Raw genomic sequence first — 24793 nt, forward strand, 5'->3', positions numbered from 1 at the left:
AATTGTAATTCATTTATGTTTGCTTCCAAAATAAATTAATAACCAGGCGTAATATTTTATTTTCTCACTCGTCTTCAAGTTGTTAATTATCTTTTAACAACCAAATATCAGCTCATGAAAAACATAATTACACTACTTTGCTTTACAATAATTTCATCTTCTTTTGCTCAAATTAGAGGAAAAGTGGTTGACAAAAAAAACCAACCTCTTCCGTTTGTAAGCGTATACTTACAAAACACATTAAGCGGAACTACAACAAACGATAACGGCGAATATATTCTGGAAACAAGAAAAACAGGAAAGCAAACTGTTGTATTTCAATTTTTAGGTTTTAAAACTCTAAAAAAAGAAGTTTTAATCGAAAACTTACCATTTGAATTGAATGTACAACTTATCGAAGAGGAAGTTCAATTAAATGAAGTTACTGTTAACTCTAATGAAAATCCTGCCAACGGAATTATTCGTAAAGTGATTGCCAACAAAGAGAAAAACACCAACAAATCTGGAAAATACACTTCTGACTTCTACTCAAGAGGATTGTTTAAAATAAAAAATGCTCCGAAAAGAATTTTAGGACAGGAAGTTGGTGACTTAGGTGGTGGATTAGATTCAACCAGAAGCGGAATTATTTATTTATCTGAAACCGTTTCTAAAATTTGGTATCAAAAACGTCCTAAAAACTTTAAAGAAGTTATTGTAGCTTCAAAAGTAAGTGGACAAGACAATGGAATTTCTTTCAACAGAGCTGCTGATGTAAACTTTAATCTATACAAAAACTTAGTTCCCGTTGCTGATGCTAATATATTTTCGCCAATTTCAAACTATACATTCAGCTATTATAAATTTAAGTTAGAAGGAACCTTTTATGATAAAAACGGAAAACTAATCAGTAAAATAAAGATTATTCCAAGAAGAGAAAACGATCGTGTTTTTGGTGGATTTATTTATGTTGTAGAAGATGATTGGGCGATTTATGGAGCAGACTTAACCATTACCGGTGAGCAAATTAATAATCCAGCGATTGACGTACTACACATAAAACAGAACTACAATTATGAACCTAACTCAGGAATTTGGGCGCTAATTTTACAAACTATTGATTTTAAAGTTGGTCTTTTTGGATTCAACCTAGATGGTAGATTTTCTGCTTCTTATTCAAACTACAATTTTAAACCGACCTTTACTGAAAATACATTCGGGAAAGAAATATTATCATTTGAAGAAAACGCTACTAAAAAAGATTCTGCTTATTGGAATGATTTAAGGAGTGTTCCGTTAACTATTGAAGAGAAAAAAGATTACATCATAAAAGATAGTATTAAAGTTGTTAGAAAATCAAAAAAGTATTTAGACTCAATTGACCAAAAGTCAAATAAATTTACATTACTATCACCTATTTTAGGGTATACTTATAGAAATAGTTATGAAAAATGGTCTTTTGATTATGATGGATTACTAACAAATACGCAATTTAATACTGTACAAGGATTTAACTTAGATACACGGGTTAGTTTTTCGAAAAGAGTAAACGATGAAGGAAAGCGTTGGAGTGTAAGTGCTGGTTTAAATTATGGATTTTCGGACAAAAGATTACGACCTACATTTAGCTTCTTTAAACGATGGAATAATATTGATAGACCAAGATTATTTATCTCTGGAGGTATCGATGTTGTGCAATTTGATGAACGAAATCCGATTAGTACTTTTTACAACACATTGTACTCGTTAATTGATAAATCGAACTATGCTAAATTCTATGAAAAAACCTTTGCTCAAGTAAATTTCTCAAAGGAAGTAACTCCAGGTATTAATGTTTCTACCTCTTTGGGTTATGAAGACAGAAAACCGTTAACGAATACTACTGATTATTCATTCTTTAGTAGAAGAAAGACCTATCAAACTAATAATCCGATTGATCCTACAAGTACTTTACCTGCATTTACAGAGCACAGTATTTTTAAAACTCAGTTGGCTGCAAGTTTTAACTTTGGAAGTAAATATATTAGTTATCCGAATTCAAGGTTTACTGTTACCAATTCTAAGTTTCCAACTTTAACCTTAGGATATAGAAAAACATTTGGAGCAGATAATTCTGAATTTAATTCTGATATGTTTTTCTCAAGATTACAACAAAACGTCTCTTTAGGAAACATCGGTACATTTGATTATAACGCTAGAGCTGGCTTATTTTTAGATCAGAAGAACATTCCATTTATGGATTTTTACCATCCTTTAGCTAACGAAATTGATCTTGCTCCGTCTAATAGATTGAGTAGTTTTTCTATAATGCCGTACTACCAATTTAGCACAAACGATCGTTATGCTGAATTGCACACACAACATAATTTTGAAGGTTTTATCTTAAATAAAATTCCTTTATTAAATAAATTGAACTTCCATACTGTTGTAGGAGCAAAAGCCTATTTTTCTGGTGGTAGAAAACCATATACAGAATACTCTATTGGTTTAGATAATATCGGATGGGGAAAATGGCGCTTCTTACGTTTAGACTTTGTACAATCTAACTTTAACGGACAAAAGGAAAACAGGTTACTGTTTGGTATTAGTTTGTTTGATTAATTTTAAATTAATTTACCATTGTAACTTTAACAATGCATCTTTTAAAATAAAAAGCCCATCATTACACTTGCTGATGGGCTTTCTTTTATTCAATTAATTGTTATGAGAAATAATTTGAGTTTGCCTTTTAAACTAATTATTATATAAACTAATTCAAATTCTAACAATATTATTTTTTCAAAACTGAAAGCCACTCTAAAATTATCTGATGAAAATCATCAGTGTAAATTGTAAAATCTGGATGTCCTAAATCACTTCCTATTAACCTAGTTTTTTGTTTTTCAACATAAGCAACACCTACAACATCAGCACCAATATCATTAAATTCCAAAACTCCATCAATTACTAACATGAGTTCGGGCAATAAATCTTCCTCTATATCTTTTATATTATTCCAAAATCCTAAAAAATGGACCAGAATTTGTTTGTTTAGGTCTCTTGAACTGATTGATTTGTTATTAATTTTTATGTTATACTTTTCAAGTATATTCATTGTAAAGAATATTTTCAATAGTATCAGTCAATAAAAAGCTGTGTAAATAAACTAGTTCATGAATTAGTTAATTTTTAAAATAGATTGTTACTATTTTAATCCTACTAAACCCTATCCTTTTAAATACCTCCCAACATAGAAAGTTCCAAAAGGAAGTAATGATAATAAGCATACAATTGAGAACTCTTTAGTACTCCATTTTTGTGGTTCCCATAAGAAATATGCTAGTATTATATATGCTACGAATAATAATCCGTGTGGCATTCCGAGCCATTTTACATACGTTGGATTATCGTATACATATTTAATTGGTGTAGCAATAAATAAAAGTAAGATATAAGAAACTCCTTCTAATAAACTAACTAATTTGAATAGATTAATCATAAAGCTAAAAATTGGCAATTACACTTAAGGATAAGTTTCTTCCTGGAGCTGACAAACCAGAAGCAAATTCACGATAATGCTTATCGAAAATATTCGACAACCTACCTTGTAATTTAAAATTTGAATTTATTTTGTAGGCTGTATGAACTCCAACGGTTGCCCAACTCGGCGAACCATAAAACTTATTAATATCTTCAGTGGCATTTGGATCTATAATAGGAGTTAAATCATGGTTATCAATACCTTCATCAATATTAAAATCTCTAATATTCTTAGTAGCATTGAATCTAAAATTCGCACCAGCCTCTATTCTGTTATTCATATAATTCACTTCAAAATTTCCAAACAGCGGAGGAATTGAAGACATTGGCTCGTTGGTATCGAATGTTTCTCCTTTGGTATAAGTTATGGAGCCACTTGTGGTCCAGTTTTTAAGTAGTTTACCCTGATAATTCACCGTAAATCCAGTTACGTAAGCATTTCCTCTGTTGACATTCGCTAGAATTTGCTGATCTGCTGTAGTAAAAGTTTCACCGTCATAATCTAATGAAAATTCAGGATTATCGATTGCATCTCTATATATATAATTATCTAGTAACATGTAATATACATTTGCACCGATTCTAAACTTTCTATTGTTAAAATATTTTTCTACACCAATTTCAGCATTGTAGGCATGCTCCGGTTTTAAATCTACATTCGGAATTGTTAAACGGTTACTCTTTTCCCTAATTTTCCCAACATCATCAATATTCGGAGATCTAAATCCCGAAGAAAGCACCGCATTAAATTGCCAGTTTTTAGCAGGTTTGTAGACATAACCAACCGTTGCTGTGAGTGCTGTATTTGATAAACTAATATCAGAATCGGGTAAGGTTATAAACGTATTATCAATCCATTTTGCTTTCAACTGTGTGTTGGTTAATCTGGCGCCAAAATTTAAGGTTGATTTTTTAGAAATATCTTGTCGGTAATTTGCATATAAAGCCGAACTCAAATAGCTACTTCCTCCATCTGGATATCTCGATTGTACGGCAAAATCATTACCAAATCCGACAATTTGATTATTCACTACATTCAACTCTTTTCCGAAAGAATTAGAACTTACATCATTATATGCAAATTCAAATCCGTATCCTAAGTTTCTATTTTTGGCTAAAGCAACCGAAAAGTCTCCGTTTAAGCTAAAAATATCCACTTCTTCCTCTCTATAACTTCTTTCTAAACTTCCAAAACGACGCTGAATTCTACTTTCTTTAACATTTTGATATGCCAAGGTAAATGTACCTTCATTTAACCATTTCTTCTTAGGATTAACAGTTAATTGAGGAGAAATCAATAGTCGATCTTGGGGCCCATAATACCATTCGGCAAACTTCAATGATGAAGGATCATTAACATCCGTAACTTCTGTAATTCTATCAAACCTAGGAATATCAGAGGAAGTTGAATATTGAATATTTACTTTTAAATCTGTATTTCGAGAAAGAGGAACATAAAACTTCTGTAAAACGTCAGTTTGATTGTACCCTGTATTTTTCTGAACTGCTAAGTCAGTATTTAGCGTTGGATTCGGATTGTAATTTCCGTTTAAATTTTCAGAAAAGTAAAATACTTTTCCCCAGTTTTCAAATCCATGAGAACGATTTTCTCCCATTTTCAAATCACCAAACTCACTGTGTGATATACTTGTAAAACTAGCCCACTTCGGAAAACGTAATTCAATTGAAGCTTGATTAGTTCTTTCATTATTAACCGTTGAATAACGTGAGAAAAAACCTCCTTTGATTTCCTTTTCTTTGGATAACTTCGGGGTTTTCGTGTAGTAATGAATAGCACCTCCTAAAGCATCAGAACCATAAATTACTGATGACGGACCAAAAACTACTTCTGTTTTATCTAACATATTTGGAGCTACAGTAATCGAATTTTGTAAATGTCCTTTTCGGTAAATTGCATTGTTCATTCGAACTCCATCAACTACTAATAAAACACGATTACTTTCCATTCCTCGTAATACTGGACTACCACCTCCTAACTGAGAACGTTGTACTCTAATCCCAGGAATAATCTCGAGTAAATCTGCCGAAGTTTGCGGCGAAAGTTTTTGAATTTCCTTAGTATTTAAAACTTCTATTTGCTCCGCTATTCTATTTGCTTTGGCCTTACTTTTAAAAACCGAAACTACAACCTCATCTAGCTGTTCAGACTCTTTGGAAAGATAAACAACGTTATTATTTAAGAGAATGATTGATTTATTAATAGCATATTGTGCGTAAGAAACATGAGAGAAATAAATAATTCCATTTGGAAATTCAGAGATATCTACTTGACCATTTTCATTGGTAACAGCTGAAATAGATTTATCATTATTATATAACGCTACTGCCTCAATAATTTTTCCAGTTTCACCATCGAAAACTGTAATTTGTTGAGAAAAAATAGTAGAAGATATGAATAAAAAAAGTAAAAAAATCCACCTCATGAGTTAACTAAACACTGTTTCTAAAACGTCTAATGATTTAGGTTTTTTAAAACCCTGCAAATGTAATTCAAAATATTGAATAATAATCCTTAGTATCGTTTGTCTTTCATTTTTGTTAAAAGAAACTGAGTTTATTGCATCAAAATTTATGCCTAATAGCTTTTTGAAGAGTGTTAAATCTGCACCCGTAAGTGTTAATTTTTCGTAGCTCTGGTTTGTAAATAATCCTTCCGTTAAACTAAAAGCATTCATATCAATATTTGAAGTGTCTGGATAAAACCCTAAATACCTAGATAAATTTAGTAAAAAAAGTAAATGAAAATTAGCAATTGAATCATGTGTGTCTAACCATATCAAAGCCGTTTCAATATAACTATATAAGGCCTCATTCTTTTCTTCTTCTTGAATAATAGTTGATAGAATCTCCGATAGAAACAAAACTATCGTCTGCTTTTTAATTTCTAATGGAATGGTTTCATAGGGAACGTTAACGCTGGCTTCTCTAAGAGAATTTAGATTTCCTTTGTTATTGTGGCTAGCTGTGAGATTTAACTGTGTTAGCGGCTGAAAATATGCGGTTTTTAACTTCCCTTTTTTAGATTTTAAAACTCCTTTTATTAAATATGTTTTAATTCCTTCTTCTAAGGTAAAGCACTTAACAATTAAACTTGTATCACCATATTTTATGGTGCTAAAAACAATAGCTTTCGTAGAAACTAATCCCATTAATTAACTATGGCAATTTTTGTTGTTGAGGTTTCGGCACCATCATCTGTAACAAGTAAAACTACATAAACACCCGATGCTACTTTTTGACCAGCCAAATTACGTTTGTTCCAAACCACTTTTCCTCCTTGTACTTGTTGACCTTCAACGACATTAGTTTCATAAACTAAATTACCTGCGATGTCTAAAATTTTAACGTTCGTTCCTTTAGGAATGTTTGACCCATTTCTACCAGCAATAGTAATGGTATTATGGTTGCTTAAAGCTGGGTTCGGATATCCATATACTTCACCTAGCTCATTGCCAAAAGGTGCAACATTACTATTATAAACAACAATTCCTTTATCAGTAGCGAAATACACTTTTCCAGAAAACTCATCAACCGCAATTTTAACAATTTTATTAGATGGTAAAGGAGAATTATCTTTATTAAAATTAGCTAAGGTATTTTGACCACTCGGATTAGTATAAAGCACACCAGCATTATCGGTTCCAAACCACTTATTATTCGCTCCATCTACTTTAATAGAATTAATGGTTTGATCTCCTAATAACTTCTTAGGAATACCTTCATCTAAAATAATAATTGGTTCTGCATCGTAAACATTCGCATCAAAAATTCCCGATGTATTACTAAACACAACCAAACCAGATAAAGTTCCAATCCACAGTCGATTATTTTTATCAATAGCGACAGTTCTTGTAAAAGCATTTGGCAAATTTCCTTTCGTTGCTTCTGTAGTTAAAGCTCTTTTTCTATTGCCATTTTCATTATAAGCGAAAACACCATTTCTACGTGTGGTAATCCAAACTGTATTGGCATTATCAATTGTAACTTCACCCATTCCAGGTTTATTGTCTAAATACAATTCGTTAATATCAAAAGTTGTCCAAGTACCAGAAGGAGATAACTTTTTCAATCTACTATTTGAAATCAAATTAGTTACCCATAAGTTACCTTCTCTATCTAACGCGGTTCCAGCAACACGAATAGTAACTCTGTTAGGATCAGCAGGAACAATATCCTCTAACGGACTGTTTAAGTGATTATAAAATCGAACAATTTGATCGTCAATTAATTCATACAAACCTCCCGTAAGCTTTGTGTTTATTGCATTAGTATCTCCAAACGAACTTATAAAAACTCTATTATCGCTATTTTTATCGATAGTAATATGCACCAAATCTCCGAATGGATCACCAGGGTTGAAAGGAACATTTACCCAATCAGCTCCATTAAAATGTGAATAGCCTTGTCGAATTTGAGACGGTGTAAATGTGGAGTCATATCCACCATAAACAACCCATAAACCATTATTATTGGCATCAATCGAAAACACTTGATTTGATAAAGGTCCTTGTGGGTGAACCTCTACATAACTTTGTGATGCTATCGGAGCAAATAAAATTCCGAACTCTTGAGTAGCTAAATATGCTATTCCTGAATTACTTCCCGCTGAATTCAATGTAAAATCAAATGTTGCAGTTGACGTGTTACTTCCAGACAATGATAATGTTTGATTATATGTATTTGCTCTAGTTGCTAAAGAAATTATTAAAGAGTTTTCTTCACTTTTAACATCTGAAATATCTTCAGAATAACTAAAGATATTCTGTTGAGTCGTTCCATTTAATCGAACTAAATCTCTATCTGTAGCTGAATATACATTTCCTGAAAATTCAACAATATGCTTAAAACTCCCAGAGAACCGTTGTTCCCAGTTATTAGAATCTAACAAGCTACCTCCATTGGTATTAGCCACGAAAATTCCTGAATCAGTAGCTGCAAAAATTTCATTATTAGCAACTACAATATCATTAACATTTACACTGCTAGAAGCAGGACCGATAAAATACGTATCTCCGAATTCTAAACGTTCAATGTTGTACACAATAACAGCAAAAGAAGTTGCGAGTAACAACTGATCATTAAACTGGTAAATCGCATTAATTTGTTTTAATCCCGATTGATTGAAATTGACAATATCTGGTGACACAGTTACTGTTCCATCTCTATCAACAACCTCGATTAGTCCGTTATCATATCCAATTACTAATCTCTCATAAGTTTCATTGTAAAAAATAGCAGAAGTTGTTTCTCCAGACAATCCATTTACAGAAGATAACTTTTCTATCTCTTGTGTTTGAATATCATAGGTAAAAACAGCATTATCAGCTAAAGCATATAAAATATCACCAGAGATGGTAAAATCTTTTATGTTATTGTATGAAAAAAAATCTTCCCATTGGTTGCTAAAATCAACCTGAGAGTGGGAAAAAACTGAGCACACAACTAGTAAAAAAGTGATGATTTTCTTCATAATCTGGTCAAAGATATTTAATAATAACGACAAAAGCGATACATTCGTACAAATTTGAAAGCGAGTGATATGAGCATTGAAATAGAACGTAAATTTCTAGTAAATGATGAAAGTTTTAAGAAAGAAGCTTATCAACGAAACTACATTAAACAAGGATTTTTAAACTCTGATAAAGAACGTGTTGTGCGTGTTCGCATAAAAGATGAAAAGGGATTTTTAACTGTAAAAGGGAAATCTAATGCATCAGGTACTTCTCGTTTTGAATGGGAAAAGGAAATTACCAAAGTTGAAGCAAATGATTTAATGAATTTATGTGAAAAAGGAATAATTGAAAAATATCGGTATCTCGTAAAAAGTGGAAATCATATTTTTGAAGTAGATGACTTTCTTTGTGAAAATCTCGGATTAGTTATTGCCGAAGTGGAACTTTCTTCAGAAAATGAGGACTATATTGCTCCAACATGGTTAGGAAAAGAAGTAACTGGAAAAGAAGAATACTATAACTCAAATTTAAGCAAGAAACCTTTTACAGAGTGGTGATTAATAAGTAGTCATTACAAATTATAAATCGCCCAGAAATGGCTAAAACTACCAAGCAAAACAAACACATGAAATATTGCATGGTTATATGGAATTCTTTTAACAGAATAGAGAATTGCTCCAATCGTGTAAAACACTCCTCCAGCAATCAAGTAATTCGCTCCTAATTCTGATAAACTATCCATAAGTGGGGAAATAAAAAACACAACCAACCATCCCATTATTACATACATTACGGTAGAGACATGCTTTAGTTTGCCTGTAAAAAATAGTTTAAAAATAATTCCAACCAAAGCAATTACCCAAACTAATAAAAACATATTCCATCCCAACTCTGATTGTAAGGCCACAATACAAAACGGAGTGTAACTTCCCGCTATTAAAACAAAAATCGCGGCATGATCAAACACTTTTAATTTTGCTCTTTTTTCAAAGTTTTTTGCATTATGATATAAAGTTGAAGCCGCATATAAAATTAACATACTTAATCCGAAAATAATGAAGCTAGCACTTTCCCAAAAAGAATCGTAAGTCATAGCTTTTAGGAAAAGAAAAAGAAATGCAATAACACTAGCAAAAAAGCCAAAACCATGTGTAAGAATATTCAAAAATTCTTCCTTCTGACTATAATCGTTATTGAACTCGTTCATCATTATTCTTTTTTGCCGCCAAAGTATATTTCATATACTTTTTATCATTGATCAACTCATTATAAATTAAATCAAATGTTTTGTTTTTAAGCTGTATTCTGTCTTCTAAAGATAAACCTTCTGTAGGAATAAACTTGCATTGCTTCGCTCTTAGTTTTTTAGGACCGCCTTTATAAATATTCCAAGAGAAAGAACTTTTACAATCAAAATAAACTTGAGGAACAATGGGAATTTGATGTTCAATAGCCAAACTAAATGCTCCGTTTTTAAATGGCGCTAACACTACTTCTTCGTCTGGTACCAAACCTTCCGGATAAATAGCAACACTAGTTCCGTTTTTTAATCTCTTTTTAGCCAAACCATATACTTTTCTTCTGCTATTCGCACTTCCTCTATCCACCATAATCACCACTCTTTTATAGAAAAAACCGAAAACAGGTATTTTTACAAGTTCCTTTTTTCCTACAAAAACAATTGGGTTTTTACTCATTATAGCCATCAACCAAATGTCAAAAAATGACGTATGATTTGCACAAAACACATAACTCTTATCTCTATCTATTTCCTCTTCTTTTTCAATTGAAATTCTACAGCCCATGGCATACAATAAAAAGTAGGAGAAAAAACGAACGACTCTCCAAAAATATGGATATAACTTTTCACTTGAAGATAGCGCAATTAAGACAGGAGACATTACCAGAATCCCCAAAAACATAATTACATAAAACCACGCACGCCATAGAAATAAGAAAGGAATTTTTATGTACTTCATATACGCTAATGTAGTAATTTCTTTTGTTTGATAGATTTAAACCTTACTTTTGTTTTCGCAAAAAATCAACATGTTTCAAATACATTTTTGGAACAACTTATAAAGAAAATAAAATGTCTAGGATCTTAACTGGTGTACAAAGTACAGGAACTCCACACTTAGGAAATTTATTAGGTGCTATTTTACCTGCTATAGAAATGGCAAATGAGCCAGAAAACGAATCGTTTTTATTTATTGCAGACATGCACTCTTTAACTCAAATTAAAGACGGAAATCAATTACGTGAAAATACATACAGTACAGCTGCTACTTGGTTAGCTTGTGGTATTGATGTGAATAAAACTGTTTTCTATCGTCAGAGTGATATTCCTGAAGTTACTGAATTGACATGGTATTTGAATTGTTTTTTTCCATATAACAGATTAAAACTTGCGCATAGTTTTAAAGACAAAGCAGATCGTTTAGAAGATGTAAATGCTGGTTTATTTACATATCCAATGTTAATGGCTGCTGATATTTTATTATACGATGCAGAAATTGTTCCTGTTGGAAAAGATCAATTACAGCATTTAGAAATGACTAGAGATGTTGCTGAAAGACTAAATAATGTTGTAGGGGAAACTTTAGTTCCGCCTCAAGCAAAAATTCAAGAACACACACAATTAGTTCCTGGAGTTGATGGAGAAAAAATGAGTAAATCTCGTGATAACGTAATTAACATCTTTTTACCAGACAAAAAGTTACGTAAGCAAATCATGAAAATTCAAACGGATAGTACTCCGTTAGAGGAACCAAAAAACCCAGATACTGATAATGTATTTGCATTATATAAGTTATTAGGTTCTGAAGAGCAAATTGCTGAAATGCGAGCGAATTATGAAGGAGGAAACTATGGTTATGGACATGCAAAGCAAGCTTTATATGAGTTAATCATTGATAAGTTTGCTGATGTTAGAACGAAGTATAATCACTACATGGAAAATAAAAATGAGATTGACGAAGCTTTAGCTATTGGAGCAGAAAAAGCTAGAAAAGTAGCTCAAGACGTTTTACAACGTGTTCGTGCAAAAGTAGGTTACTAATATTGTTAGTCTAAAGATTAAAGTCAAAAGAGGAAAGAGCAGAGACTAGAGAGAAAAGACCAAAATTATTCATACTTGTCATTCCCACATAGACTGGAATCCTCTAGCGATTTGCTTAAATAACAAAACGAAAAATACCATCCTTGTCATTCCCGCGTAGGCGGGAATCTCATTTGGATGTGTTTAAAGAATAAAATAATATATGAAAACCTGAAGATCACTTCTTCAGGTTTTTTGTTAGGTGTAACATTCGTAAATTGTAATTGTCTTTTTAAAAAATAATTGAAAAACTAACAATGAAGAATATAATTATCCTTTTACTAATGTTCATTAGCAATTATTCTTTTTCACAAGAAACATGTAAATGTTCCAAAGATTTAGATTTTGTAATTACTTACTATGAAAACAATCTTCCTGGATATAAAGACAATGTAAATTCCAAAACAAAAGATACATATGCTTCATTAAAAGCTAGTTTAAAAGCCGAAGCGGAAAAAGCTGAAACGAAAAGCGACTGCTATAAATTAACGCTGCAATTCGTTGAGTTTTTTAGAGATAATCATTCTTCTATTTACATGAGAAGTGAAAACATTGATGATTCAAATGAAGAGCAAGTACAACAATTTTTAGCATCAAAAACGTTTACTTCAAGAGAAATAATTCCTTCTGAACAAATTGATCAAAACCAATATCCATTAGACGATATTCGAGGTATTTATGAAATAAAAGGAGCTTACAAAATTGCCGTTATTCCTAATAAAACGGCTCTAAGAGATTATGTAGGTGTTATTCTGGAATCTAAAACCAAACTTTGGAAAGCGGGACAAGTAAAATTTGAGCTTAAAAAGACCGATGTTCAAAATGAATTTCTGGCTATTTCTTATTTAAAAAATCATGCTGTACGATATAACAGCAGATTCTCTTTAAAAGAAGGTGTTTTAGGTGATTTCTGGTTTAAAACCTCACTTGAAAAACAAGTCAATCATGCTACAGATGTTTCTTATGAATTTGATTTTAAAACGATAAATGATAGTATTGCTTATTTAAGAATACCAACATTTTCCGGAAGAAGGAGTGCTAAGATTGATTCACTATATGATGCAACGTTCAATACAATCAGAACAAAGCCTTATTTGATAATTGATGTTCGTAATAATGGTGGGGGAAATGATGCTAATGTAAATCCGTTATTGGAGTTTATTTACACCAATAAAATTAAAACTGATAAAGTTGATTTATACATTACTAAAGACAATATAAAAATTTGGGAAGGATGGTATAAAGATGCGAAAGAAGATACTATTAACTTTAGTGAAGATCGTGTGAAGTGGTTTGCAAAACGATTAAAGAAAATGAAAAAAGCACGATTAAATTCTTTTATGTCTGTTTCAAAAGGCGGAAAAATGAGTAGAAATTACAAATCGAACGCTCTACAAAAGGTAGCTATTTTGTATAATAAAAATTGTGCCAGTTCGTGTGAAACGTTATTATTCAGAGGGCAACAAAGCTCAAAAACAATTTTAGTTGGTGAAAATTCTGGAGGATATGTTGGATATGGAGAAGTTGGAACAGTATACACACCATGTTATAATTTTACTTTAACCTGCACATCAAGTAGATATAAAAAACAACGTGCATATGAAGTGATAGGAATTGCTCCAAATAATTATTTAAATAACTCAAAAAGTTGGGTTGATCAAACCATTGAACTTTTGGAGAAACAATAAACTAATAAGCGGTTGTCTGAAAAGTCTAATTTTCGTCAAACTGAACTTGTTTCAGTTTCTCATTATGATTGAAATTCTTATACTAAGATTCTGAAATGAATTCAGAATGGCGTTGTAAATATTTTTCAATCAACTTCTTTTTAGTCCTTAGTATATTTTAAAATTTCATTTAGCTGTTCTGTCGTAAACTGCGGAAACCTCTGACTATGTTGCTCAGAATTCAAATACTTCTGTAAAGAAAGAGAATCTAAATTTATATTTCTCAACGCAGGTCCAGCAGAATGTTTGTCCAATCTATGACAAGAAGCACAATTTGCATTAAAAAGCTTCCTTCCTTCTCTTTTATCTTTACTAATTTCATCTATTGTGTCGACAACACCGCACCATGCAATTTCTTTCTGTACCGATGAAGGAAATAAATAAGAATAAAAAAGCATCATCATGATAGTTATAAATACTACCATATATGATGCGAATATTTTGTTTTTTATACTCAATTATTGAATAAAATTATTGAAATACTTCCAGTATTTATCCTTATACATGTCATAGTCTATTTCGAGTTTCCCTTTATAAGATTTAACCACATTATCAATAGTTTTACATGGTTTTTTATAATCTTTACAGGCAAAATAAACTTCTCGAAGATGATCTCCTGTTTCTCTACCTATATTTAAATACCCTTCTTCATCTTTTAATATTTGCATTAATTCTTCTTCAAAATCATTGAGTAAATTATAGGTTTTTTCATTTGGTAAACCATTATTCGACTCACCATCGTAAGGAATTTTCAAATGTAATATCCAAGGATGAGAGGCTTTAGCATCCCAGTTTAGCAAATCTGTATTCATGACTGCCATAAAAGTATTTCCGCTTTTTAACGTCCTCTCAAAACTTCCATAACTATCGTTTTCAGTATCTCTTCTTAAACCTTCATATTTTTCTACGAACTCTTTTTCTCTCCAAGTTAAAAAACTGTCAAGTTTATCAATAGGGATCAACTCTTGAGATATTTCGTTTCTTCCTTTAAATGAAACTTCATCAATCAAAGTTGTAAATTTCAACTCTCCTAGAAAATTATCAAGGAAAATATAACAACCGTTAATTATATCAGATTCGTTTTCTTCCGAAAAATCGTCATGGATAATATTGATAGCAATTTCATCAGGGTAATTTTCATCAATATCAGGATAAAAAGATATGTTATTCTTATTGAATTTGTAATTGGACATTTCCATTCCAGCATCATCAAAATCAAAACTGGGTTTAAAAGCCTGAAAATTCCAATTTGGCAGATTAGGACTTTCTTCTATCATTTCCTCAACCAAATAGAAATTCCGTAGATCTCCATCTGCTGTAAGAATCAAATCAGCAGTATTATCATCTAGCATTCCTGACAAATAAAAAATCCCTTCTTTAATCTGGTCTAATTTGGAACCAATGAGATCAAAAAATTCTTTATTAAATCTATCCGAATCTCCACTTAAAACTACCTCATAAAACTTTTTTTCATGAACTACAAACCAATCCCAAAAATCTTTTATTGATGTTATTGGTTGTTCTTTATCCTTTTTCGGTAACAATCTTTTAAATAAACTCATTTTCTACGGAGCAGGATTTGGTCTCGTCGCATGCACAGCTTCGATTTCTTCTAAAATCTCTTCCGATAAATCAATGTTAATAGAACCGATATTCTCCTTTAATTGATCCATTTTTGTAGCACCAATAATGTTACTTGTTACAAATGGTAATTGATTGATATATGCTAATGATAATTCAGATAATGTCAATCCGTGTTTCTCTGCAATTGCTAAATACGCTCTTACTGCTTCTTGAGATCCGTCGCCCATATAACGAGCAATAAAACGAGGGAATAATGTTCCTCTTGCTCCTTTTGGTTGACCTCCATCTAAATACTTTCCAGAAAGTACTCCTTGTGCTAATGGAGAGTATGCTAATAACCCAATATTTTCACGCATTGAAACTTCTGACATTCCATATTCATAACCACGGTGAATTAAAGAATATGAATTTTGGATTGTCGCCATTCTTGGTAATCCTTTTTGTTCAGCAGCTTGCAAATACTTCATCGTTCCCCAAGGAGTTTCATTTGATAATCCAACGTGTTTTATCTTTCCTTGTTTAATTAATTCCTGAAGTGTTTCTAAAATCTCAATATGATCTTCTGCTTCTTTTGTTGACGTTTTATACGGATAATCTCTTACTCCGAAACAATTTACACCTCTGTTTGGCCAGTGTAATTGATATAAATCGATATAATCCGATTGTAAACGTTTTAAACTTCCTTCAACAGCTTCAATAATATTTTGACCTGTTAATCCTCCTGATCGGATATGAGCAGTATATGCCCCACCTCCAGCAATTTTAGAAGCTAAAACTACTTTATCTCTATTTCCGGTTTTCTTAAACCAGTTTCCAATAATTTTTTCTGTTGCACCATACGTTTCTGGTGTTGCAGGAACAGCATATAATTCTGCTGTATCAAAAAAGTTTACACCTTGTTCTAAAGCGTAATCCATTTGTTCGAAACCTTCTGCTTCTGTATTTTGATTTCCCCATGTCATAGTTCCTAAACAAATTTTAGAAACTTTTACATCAGTATTTGGTAACGTTGTGTATTTCATTTCTTTATTTTAATTATTGAATTAAAACGATTAAAAAAACGTTGAGTATAAGTACGATCTATTTTTAATCGTTCATTTGAATTTCCCTTATTGAACAGAAAATCAGATAGCTTATAGTCATCATCCTCTATTCGATTGAACTCTTTAGAATATGGATTCATTAATAAAAACCTATCTTCTTGTATCTTAATAATTTGACCTTGTAAATCTTCCATTGAATAGGAATCCTTTTTCGAAGCTTTAACATATAAATTACCATCTTCTATTTTATAATAAACAGAAGTCCGTTCACCTAAGTCATATGAAAATCTATAAATTCGTTTATTTGTTATATACCATTCTTCATATTGCCATTCCTGATCACTTTCAGAAACATTATCCTTTCTTAAAAAACTCCAATCACCTTTTATGTTAATTTCTTGCTCCATATTAGAACAACTGGAGAAACTTATTAAAAGAATACAAACTATTATTTTTTTCAAAACAATTATTTTATTTTGATTAGGTTTTTTAACAAAAAAATCAACTGTTATTCCGTCTCGAAGCTTCGGGATATTTCGGAATCTCATCGTATTAGTAAACACTTATTTATGATGAGAACCTGAAATAAATTCAGGTTGACATTCGGTAATTAGAAAATTAGCTAATTGACACATTTTCTAATTTACTCATTAATTCAAAATAGCATCAATTCCAGGTAAGGTTTTTCCTTCTAAGCTTTCTAACATAGCTCCACCACCTGTTGATACATAGCTTACTTTTTCTGCAAATCCGAATTGTTTAACAGCTGCTACAGAATCTCCTCCTCCTACTAGAGAGAATGCTCCGTTTTTAGTTGCTGCATCAATTGCATTTCCTAGTTCAATTGTTCCTTTCGCAAAGCTTTCCATTTCAAAAACACCTAAAGGTCCGTTCCATAAAATGGTTCTCGATTTGTTTATTACACTTTCAAACAGTTCATTCGTCTTAGGACCAACATCTAATCCCATCCATCCATCAGGAATTTCGTTCGTGTTTACTATTTGCGTATTTGCATCGTTTGAAAAATTATCAGCAATTACAGCATCAACAGGTAAATAAATTTGAACTCCTTTTCCTTTAGCTAATTGCAAAATATGTAATGCTAATTCTAATTTATCATCTTCTACTAAAGAGTTTCCAATACTTCCACCCATTGCCTTGATAAAAGTAAACGTCATTCCTCCACCCACAATAATATTATCAACTTTATCAATTATATTCTCGATAATAGTGATTTTTGAAGAAACTTTAGCTCCTCCTAAAACTGCTGTTACTGGCTTTTCAGAATTGTTTAATACTTTATCAATACTTTCAATTTCTTTAGCTAATAAAGAACCAAAACATTTATCTTCTGGAAAGAACTGTGCAATTACTGCTGTTGATGCATGAGCTCTATGAGCAGTTCCAAAGGCATCATTAACATAGACATCTCCTAATTTAGAAAGTTGTTCTGCAAAAGCAACATCACCTGCTTTTTCCTCGTCGTGAAAACGTAAATTTTCGAGCAATAAAATCTCTCCACTCTTTAATTCCCCAACAGCTTTTTCAACTTCAGAACCAATACAATCGTTTACAAACTTTACTTGTACTCCAATTACTTCACTAACTTTATCAACTATGTGCTGTAATGAAAATTTTTCATCAACTCCTTTTGGACGACCTAAATGCGACATTAAGACACAGCTTCCTCCATCTTCTAATATTTTAATAATGGTTGGTTTTGCTGATTGAATTCTAGTATCATCAGTAACTTGAAATTCATCATTTAACGGCACATTAAAATCTACACGGATTAATGCTTTTTTATTTTCAAAATTAAAATCGTTGATTGTTTTCATTGCTTCGGTTTTTAAGAAGTTTGCTTTTTTTGATTTGTAGCAAAAATAATTATTCTAAATTAGAAAAAACGCGATTAAAAAAGCATATTTCTTATTTTTATAACGAAAACGTTTGCAAAAAACCTGTTCAACTTATCGCTACACCTTATGCTAATTTTCACACAAACTTCTAATGAAACTGAACTTCATCAAATTCTAGAGTTACAGCAGAGAAACTTGCCTAAAAATCTTACAGAAGCCGAAAAACAACATCATGGTTTTGTTACTGTTGAACATGATTTTGAGACGCTTTTTAGGATGCATAAAGTTCATCCACATACTATAGCTAAGAACAATGATAAAGTTGTTGGATACGCTTTATCAATGTCAACCGTTTTTAAAGATTCTATTCCTGTTTTAATTCCTATGTTTAATGAAATAGAAAAGTTAGATATTGATGAGAATTTTATTATCATGGGGCAAGTTTGTGTTGATAAAGAATATCGTGGTAAAGGAATATTTAGAGGTTTATACCAAAAAATGAGCATTGTGTTTTCTGGAGAATATTCTAGTATTATTACAGAAGTTGACGCTAAAAACCTTCGTTCGGTAAATGCTCATAACGCTGTTGGATTTAAAACTATTTGTGAATATTCTGCTAATAGCCAGGTTTGGGAAATTGTTGGGATGGAGATTTAATTTGTTATTTTTAAACAAAAATGCGCAATGAAAAAATTTCACCTATTAACTATTTTATTATTCTCAACTTTACGAACTTTCGCTTGTAGTTGTGAACCAATTCCATTTAACCAAGCTGTAGAATGGGCTGATGAAATCTTTGTTGGAAGATTAATTGAAGTAAAAGAACTCTTCAATGAATCATATCCTGAAGCACCGAATCAAAAGCATACTACACACTGGTCTGCGACTTTTGAAATTGAAAAAAAATGGAAAGGCTCAAGAAAGAAATATATTACAATATATCAAGATGGTAATAGTTGTGGATTTAACTTTACCAATATAAATCAAAAGTATCTGGTTTACGCAGAGAATAAATCGATTTTAGGAGTTTATACTACACCAACAACTTGGCTGTGCTCTCGAACTATTAATGAATATAATTCTAGTGAAAAAAGCAACTATAAACCTGATCAGGAAAAATTAGATGCGCAATTTCCAGAAACAATAAACTTATATAATTTTAATTTGTTTTCATGGACTTATTTCTATCCTCTAATTATATTTTTCATTGGTTTTTATGTAGGTAGAAAAACTAAAAAGGCAGCTCACTAGGTTCCTCAAAATCAACTTCAGGGTTGTATATTTCTTTGATTAAATTTTTAATCTCATCAATAAACTCATAAACTCTTTCTGGAGTTACATTAAAATCTTCTCCTCTTTTTTCAGCAAAATTGAGTTTCATAAATCCAGATTGTAGTTTTTTAAACGAAATAATTCCTGCCTGCATTTCTGTATTCTCATTTATACTTTCACTCTCTAAATACATAAATGCATAGAGTAAAACCTGAATTGCTTTACTGTATTTAAAATCGCAAATCTCTTCTAAAAAAGGAACTTTTAAATCCGAAGGTTTTACACTTCCCGTTTTATAATCAATGATTCTTATAACTCCGTTAAGCTCGTCAACTCTATCAACCTGACCATGAATTTTTATTGGGAAATCAATTCCATCAATATTGATACTTGCTTCATAATCTTTTTCAACAGCGACAATTTTAAGTTGATTTGCAGCATCTTTGAGTAAATCAATTTCCTGATTCAGAAAATTACTAACAAATCGTTTTGCAACTTCAAAAATCAAACGGTTTTTACCTGTAGAAACATCTCCATTTTTAAAATGAATCGAAAAGTGATTTCTTACATAAGTAGAAACCAATGGTTTCATTTGTTTTACATCATCCTGTCTGATAAATTTTCCTAAAAACGGCTCATACAATTCTCGTAGGGTTTCATGAACTACAATTCCTAAAGTATTAAATGCTACTTCCTCCTCAATTTCATCAAACTCTTTAATTTTTAATACTTTCTTCTGATAAAAAGCAATTGGATTATATAAATAATTTGTCAATGCAGAAGGAGAAATGCCTTTTGTCGCTAATTCTTTCAATCTATCAATAACCTCCTTGTTTTTCTGTACTTGCTTTACTACGGGAATATTGGCTTCGACTTTAGGAGTAATAAAAGTAGTTTGAATATCTTTTTTTAGTAGTTCTAGCTGAGAAATAAACCTACTTTTTTCACCACCTCCAAAGGAATCATTTTCTGTGTTGTAAATCAGGTAAATATTTTTAGCTCTCTGAATCAATCTAAAAAAGTGATATGAGAAAATAGCATCTTTTTCTCGATACGTTGGTAATCCGAATTCCACTTTAACATCAAAAGGAATGAAAGAAGTTTGTTTTGCATTTGCAGGCAACACTCCTTCGTTTACCGATGTTAAAATAATTGTTTCGAAATCTAGCAAACGGGTTTCCAACATTCCCATTAATTGCAAACCTGCTAAAGGTTCTCCTTGAAAAGAAATGGTTTCAGAACCAATTAACTGTTTAAAAAACTGATATAACGTCTTTAAATCTGAAAAATACCCAAACTCTAGCTGTAAATTATAAAGTTGCGTAAAAACCGTGAAATACCGAAATAAGAACTCTTTTTCTAAACTTTCAACACTTGATTTTAACCTATCAATAAGTAATAATATTTTATTCAAAAAAGTACTTATATCATCACTATTAGTAAAAAGACTTCCAACTAAATCATGTGTTGAGTCTCCTGATTTTTTTAAAAAAGAGTCTAAAAATTCTTTTGAAATAAATGTGTGGTTATTATTATGAATAACTGTTGCAATTTCATCTGAAATAGAATTATTTTCGACCAACAATAAACGATGAATTAAAGGTTGTTTTAAAACTTTAATAACATCTTTATAATAAAACTGTTTGCTTTCTTTTTTTTGAAGCTTTTCTTGCGAAATAAACAACTGAAACAATGATAAAAACAAACTAGTTAAAGGAATATCTTTTAATGGATATCCCATAGTAATGTTAATCGCTGAAACTTTTTCTGGTAATGAGTTTAATGTAATTGGCAACAGGGTTTCGTCAGACAATACCAATGCTGTTTTATTATAATTATCCTTTTCTGACAACAGCTCTCCTACATATTTCATTTGAGAAACATTTTTAGCTGCTCCTATTAGTTGGATGTTTTTATCCTGAGAAAAATGGTTGCTAATAATTTTTAAATCACACTGCTGAAAATACTTCCATTGTGTTTTATATTTTCTGATAAATGTTCCAGCTTGATGATTTGAATAAACGAATGATTCGTCAATATCCCAATAAACTTCAGTATTTCCATAATTCAACATTTCTTTAAATAAATACTCCTCAGCTTTATTCAACGCATTGAAACCAATAAAAAAGAATTTCTTTTCAGAATTTGTCTCGAGATATGATGTGATTTTATGCGTTGCCTCGCGGTACATACATCCTTGGTATCCGATGCTGTTTTCCAGCAGAAATTTGTACAGTGCATCATAGTACTCATTTAATCTTTCTATAAAAGCAAAATGATTTTTAATCAGTTCGGTTTCTTTAAACGTTCCTTTCACCGACCAATTTTTTAATCGTTGTACATCTCGTATATACAGAAAAACTTCACGAGTATCCACTAGATGCTGATCAATCTCATTAAAATCTTGTAAAACAGTAAAAGCCCAAGAAGAAAAAGCATCAAATGAATCGGGGTTAGCTTCTAATTCTTTGTAAATTTTATAGAAATAAAAAAGTAATTGAATACTATCTAATTTTCGTATTCCCGATACTTGTTGGATAAACTCTTCAATATTTATTATTTCAGGTAAAAATCCCGTTATATGCTCTTCTTTTAGTGCTTGTTTTACAAAAACACCTGCACGATTAGAAGGTAGAATAAACGTAACATTCTCGAAACTTTTAGTGGTTTTTAAAATGTCTTGAATTGTTTCCTGAATAAATGTTTGCATTAAAATAATTCTTTACGTGTATTAGATTTCCGATTTCTCGGAAATGACACGATATTATAATTCTATGTGTAATATGATACTGTCATTCCCAGCTTGACTGGGAATCTATTGATTTTAGAACTCATCATAAAAATCTTTAGCCAAATCTAACCAATCTTTATTATTTTCTTCTATTAATTCTATTTTCCATTCTCTATTCCACTTCTTAAGTCTTTTCTCTCTCAATATTGCTTGTTCTACATTATTAAATTCTTCATAATACATTAACTTATCAATGTTATATTTTCTAGTAAAGCCTTTTAATGCTTTAGATTTATGTTCATAAATTCTTCTGTGAAGGTCATTGGTCATTCCTATATATAATGTTCCTTTTATTTTATTAGATAAAATATACACATAGTAAATATGGCTTGTTTTCATATTTTCTTTTCTAGCAGATTCCCTATTTCTCGGGAATGACATTTGAGCCTTAAAATACAATAATTATGTTATTTTTGATTAAGAACTAACATTTATGAATGCGCTAAATATTTCTTTACTACAAGCTGATTTATCTTGGGAAAACCCTCAAGAAAACTTATCTTATTTTTCATCTCAAATAGAGCAAATTAACAACGATGTAGACCTTATTGTTTTACCAGAAATGTTTACAACGGGATTCTCTATGAACGCTTCTGAGTTGGCTGAAGAAATGAATGGAACCACTATTAAATGGATGAAAGAAGTGGCTACAAAAAAGGATTCTGCGGTAATTGGAAGTATCATTATAAGCGAAAATAGTGCCTTTTATAATCGTTTGTTCTTTGTGTTTCCTTCGGGTGAATTCCAATACTACGATAAAAAGCATACGTTTACATTGGCTAAAGAGCATGAAACGTATAGTGCTGGGAAGCAAAAATTATTAGTAGAATATAAGGACTGGAAAATTTGTCCGCTAATTTGTTACGATTTACGTTTTCCGGTTTGGGGAAGAAATGTTGAAGATTATGATCTATTGATCTATGTAGCGAGTTGGCCAGAAAAAAGAATTAATGCTTGGGATGCTTTATTAAAAGCTAGAGCTATTGAAAATATGAGCTACACAATTGGAGTAAATAGAGTTGGGAAAGATGGAAATGATTACGCATATGTTGGTCATTCTATTGCTTTTGACTGTTTAGGAAAAGCATTAACAAAGGAACTAAATGAGGATGAAGGAATTATTTCTATACAAATTAACAAAGACTATCAAGAAGAAATTAGAAATAAGCTCGGTTTTTTAAAGGATCGAGATACTTTTACTTTTTCTTATTAACTATTCAAAAAAGGATAACTAAAGCCCGTCAAAAACAATTTCAATATTTTGTTTATCTTTTTTAAAAAAAAGATAAACAAAATAAAAAATAATTATTATCTTTATACCTAGTAACTTACACCACAACAATTTAAATGTGCATTTCGCACATCTTGAATTCCCCCAATAAACACTGAAAAAACCTTCTTAATAAGAAGGTTTTTTTAATAATATCAATTTTTCACTCGGTATCTTAAGCAGGAATCATCCATTTAAAATTAAATTGAGTGTCAGGAATTACGATTCGTTCTGTAATTCTATACATTCTATCTGGTAACTTCATTAAATAATCTCTCGCCTTTTCCGCTTCTGCCGTTAAGCCTGTTATTTTATCTATTTCCCAAGTTTCATTCAACTTCTTTAAAATATCAACATAGTCGAAACCAGTATAAACTCCAATTCTTTGAGCAACTGTAGAAAAATCATCGAATAAGCTTCCTTTGGTATTGAAAGACTCGCGTAAATGCATGGCTGGCATTACAATTTTGTGTTTCATCATTTTTTCGAAAGCTAACATCATTTCACTTGGATCTAGCTTAAAAATTTCCTTAACAAAAGCTGTATAGGCTTTATGATGTCTCATCTCATCACCGGCTATAATTTTAGACATTCTGGCCAATAATTTATGACCTTTTTTGCGCGCAACTTTAGCTACATTATTATGAGAAATGTATGTTGCTAACTCTTGAAAACTTGTATAAACAAAGTTCTTATATGGATCTGTTGAAGTACCAATATCAAAACCATCTGCTATTAAATGCTGCGTTGATATTTCAACTTCTCTCATGTTAACTCTACCTGAGAGATATAAATACTTGTTTAAAACATCTCCATGACGATTTTCTTCTGCTGTCCAGGCTCTTACCCATTTAGACCAACCATTATCCGGATCTTGCTCTATACCATCTAGTTCTAATAACCAAGATTCGTATGTTGGTAAAGCTTCTTCAGTAATTGTATCACCAATTAAAACAGTCCAGAAATCATCATTAAGCTCTTTGGATATCTCTTGAATTTCTTTTACTTCTTCAATAAAGTTCCCACTTTGAGAATTTGGAAGGAAGTCTGAAGGTTGCCAGATTTTTTCTATTGGAATTAAAAAATCATCCATAAAACCATGAATTTTACTCTCCAAAGTTTTCATTACTTCCTTTCTTATGTTGTGTATCGACATATGTCTTTTTAGGGATTAA

At 31.2% G+C, this 24793-nt stretch carries 22 protein-coding genes; 7 read left to right on the forward strand and 15 right to left on the reverse strand.

Annotation, left to right across the window (positions count from 1 at the left end):
- Nucleotides 1-114 precede the first annotated feature (114 nt).
- On the forward strand, nt 115-2580 hold the full coding sequence (locus ACOSP6_RS05185) for a DUF5686 and carboxypeptidase regulatory-like domain-containing protein (protein ID WP_422095018.1): 2466 nt from the start codon (nt 115-117) through the stop codon (nt 2578-2580).
- Nucleotides 2581-2749: 169 nt separating this feature from the next.
- Here ACOSP6_RS05185 and ACOSP6_RS05190 read toward each other — a convergent pair whose 3' ends face one another.
- From ACOSP6_RS05190 to ACOSP6_RS05210, 5 genes are all read right to left on the reverse strand, one after another.
- On the reverse strand, nt 2750-3073 hold the full coding sequence (locus ACOSP6_RS05190) for a hypothetical protein (protein ID WP_422095017.1): 324 nt from the start codon (nt 3071-3073) through the stop codon (nt 2750-2752).
- Nucleotides 3074-3184: 111 nt separating this feature from the next.
- On the reverse strand, nt 3185-3457 hold the full coding sequence (locus ACOSP6_RS05195; RefSeq protein ID WP_422095016.1) for a DUF3817 domain-containing protein: 273 nt from the start codon (nt 3455-3457) through the stop codon (nt 3185-3187).
- A gap of 4 nt (nt 3458-3461) precedes the next feature.
- Nucleotides 3462-5942 carry a TonB-dependent receptor gene (locus tag ACOSP6_RS05200; protein WP_422095015.1) on the reverse strand — a complete coding sequence of 827 codons (2481 nt, stop codon included), beginning with the start codon at nt 5940-5942 and terminating at the stop codon, nt 3462-3464.
- A gap of 3 nt (nt 5943-5945) precedes the next feature.
- Entirely contained in the window at nt 5946-6668 is a 723-nt protein-coding gene (recO, locus tag ACOSP6_RS05205; protein ID WP_422095014.1) for a DNA repair protein RecO, read from the reverse strand.
- Nucleotides 6668-8989: a hypothetical protein gene (locus tag ACOSP6_RS05210; RefSeq protein WP_422095013.1), complete on the reverse strand. Its 2322-nt coding sequence runs from the start codon at nt 8987-8989 to the stop codon at nt 6668-6670. Before ACOSP6_RS05210 ends, recO begins: the two co-directional genes overlap by 1 nt.
- A 69-nt stretch (nt 8990-9058) precedes the next feature.
- On the opposite strand from ACOSP6_RS05210, the gene ACOSP6_RS05215 reads away from it, so the two are divergent.
- Nucleotides 9059-9529 (forward strand): CYTH domain-containing protein, encoded by a 471-nt coding sequence (locus ACOSP6_RS05215; RefSeq protein WP_422095012.1) that lies wholly within the window; start codon nt 9059-9061, stop codon nt 9527-9529.
- A gap of 14 nt (nt 9530-9543) precedes the next feature.
- Here ACOSP6_RS05215 and trhA read toward each other — a convergent pair whose 3' ends face one another.
- Both trhA and ACOSP6_RS05225 read right to left on the reverse strand, forming a co-directional pair.
- The gene (trhA, locus tag ACOSP6_RS05220; protein ID WP_422095011.1) at nt 9544-10182 is read right to left on the reverse strand and encodes a PAQR family membrane homeostasis protein TrhA; all 639 of its coding nucleotides are present in this window, start codon (nt 10180-10182) and stop codon (nt 9544-9546) included.
- The gene (locus ACOSP6_RS05225; RefSeq protein WP_422095010.1) at nt 10163-10951 is read right to left on the reverse strand and encodes a lysophospholipid acyltransferase family protein; all 789 of its coding nucleotides are present in this window, start codon (nt 10949-10951) and stop codon (nt 10163-10165) included. The genes trhA and ACOSP6_RS05225 overlap by 20 nt, the downstream gene beginning before the upstream one ends.
- Before the next feature lie 113 nt (nt 10952-11064).
- Here ACOSP6_RS05225 and trpS point away from each other — a divergent pair, with 113 nt between their 5' ends.
- Nucleotides 11065-12033 (forward strand): tryptophan--tRNA ligase, encoded by a 969-nt coding sequence (gene trpS / locus ACOSP6_RS05230; protein ID WP_422095009.1) that lies wholly within the window; start codon nt 11065-11067, stop codon nt 12031-12033.
- Nucleotides 12034-12329: 296 nt separating this feature from the next.
- The gene (locus ACOSP6_RS05235) at nt 12330-13760 is read left to right on the forward strand and encodes a S41 family peptidase (RefSeq protein ID WP_422095008.1); all 1431 of its coding nucleotides are present in this window, start codon (nt 12330-12332) and stop codon (nt 13758-13760) included.
- Nucleotides 13761-13900: 140 nt separating this feature from the next.
- Here the strand turns inward: ACOSP6_RS05235 and ACOSP6_RS05240 are convergent, their stop codons facing one another.
- The 5 genes from ACOSP6_RS05240 to ACOSP6_RS05260 all read right to left on the reverse strand — a co-directional run bounded on the left by ACOSP6_RS05240 (nt 13901) and on the right by ACOSP6_RS05260 (nt 18264).
- Entirely contained in the window at nt 13901-14224 is a 324-nt protein-coding gene (locus ACOSP6_RS05240; RefSeq protein WP_422095007.1) for a c-type cytochrome, read from the reverse strand.
- A 33-nt stretch (nt 14225-14257) separates the two neighbouring features.
- Entirely contained in the window at nt 14258-15361 is a 1104-nt protein-coding gene (locus ACOSP6_RS05245; RefSeq protein ID WP_422095006.1) for a DUF695 domain-containing protein, read from the reverse strand.
- Between the two features lie 3 nt (nt 15362-15364).
- Nucleotides 15365-16405: an aldo/keto reductase gene (locus ACOSP6_RS05250; RefSeq protein ID WP_422095005.1), complete on the reverse strand. Its 1041-nt coding sequence runs from the start codon at nt 16403-16405 to the stop codon at nt 15365-15367.
- A complete protein-coding gene (locus ACOSP6_RS05255) occupies nt 16402-16833 on the reverse strand; it encodes a hypothetical protein (RefSeq protein ID WP_422095705.1) in 432 nt (143 codons plus the stop codon). The genes ACOSP6_RS05250 and ACOSP6_RS05255 overlap by 4 nt, the downstream gene beginning before the upstream one ends.
- A 243-nt stretch (nt 16834-17076) precedes the next feature.
- Entirely contained in the window at nt 17077-18264 is a 1188-nt protein-coding gene (locus ACOSP6_RS05260) for a phosphoglycerate kinase (RefSeq protein WP_422095003.1), read from the reverse strand.
- Nucleotides 18265-18411: 147 nt separating this feature from the next.
- Between ACOSP6_RS05260 and ACOSP6_RS05265 the strand changes: the two genes are divergently transcribed.
- Entirely contained in the window at nt 18412-18942 is a 531-nt protein-coding gene (locus tag ACOSP6_RS05265; protein WP_422095002.1) for a GNAT family N-acetyltransferase, read from the forward strand.
- Nucleotides 18943-18969: 27 nt separating this feature from the next.
- On the forward strand, nt 18970-19536 hold the full coding sequence (locus ACOSP6_RS05270; protein WP_422095001.1) for a hypothetical protein: 567 nt from the start codon (nt 18970-18972) through the stop codon (nt 19534-19536).
- Here ACOSP6_RS05270 and ACOSP6_RS05275 read toward each other — a convergent pair.
- Both ACOSP6_RS05275 and ACOSP6_RS05280 read right to left on the reverse strand, forming a co-directional pair.
- Entirely contained in the window at nt 19517-22267 is a 2751-nt protein-coding gene (locus ACOSP6_RS05275; protein WP_422095000.1) for a PD-(D/E)XK nuclease family protein, read from the reverse strand. The two genes, ACOSP6_RS05270 and ACOSP6_RS05275, sit on opposite strands and share 20 nt — an antisense overlap.
- A 114-nt stretch (nt 22268-22381) precedes the next feature.
- On the reverse strand, nt 22382-22687 hold the full coding sequence (locus tag ACOSP6_RS05280) for a GIY-YIG nuclease family protein (RefSeq protein ID WP_422094999.1): 306 nt from the start codon (nt 22685-22687) through the stop codon (nt 22382-22384).
- A gap of 94 nt (nt 22688-22781) precedes the next feature.
- Between ACOSP6_RS05280 and ACOSP6_RS05285 the strand changes: the two genes are divergently transcribed.
- Nucleotides 22782-23561, forward strand: coding sequence for an amidohydrolase (locus ACOSP6_RS05285; protein ID WP_422094998.1), 780 nt, complete (start codon nt 22782-22784; stop codon nt 23559-23561).
- A 232-nt stretch (nt 23562-23793) separates the two neighbouring features.
- On the opposite strand, the gene ACOSP6_RS05290 is transcribed toward ACOSP6_RS05285, so the two are convergent.
- On the reverse strand, nt 23794-24774 hold the full coding sequence (locus ACOSP6_RS05290; RefSeq protein ID WP_422094997.1) for an acyl-ACP desaturase: 981 nt from the start codon (nt 24772-24774) through the stop codon (nt 23794-23796).
- Nucleotides 24775-24793 lie beyond the last annotated feature (19 nt).

The sequence above is a fragment of the Tenacibaculum sp. MEBiC06402 genome, assembly GCF_049239625.1.
Lineage (GTDB): Bacteria > Bacteroidota > Bacteroidia > Flavobacteriales > Flavobacteriaceae > Polaribacter.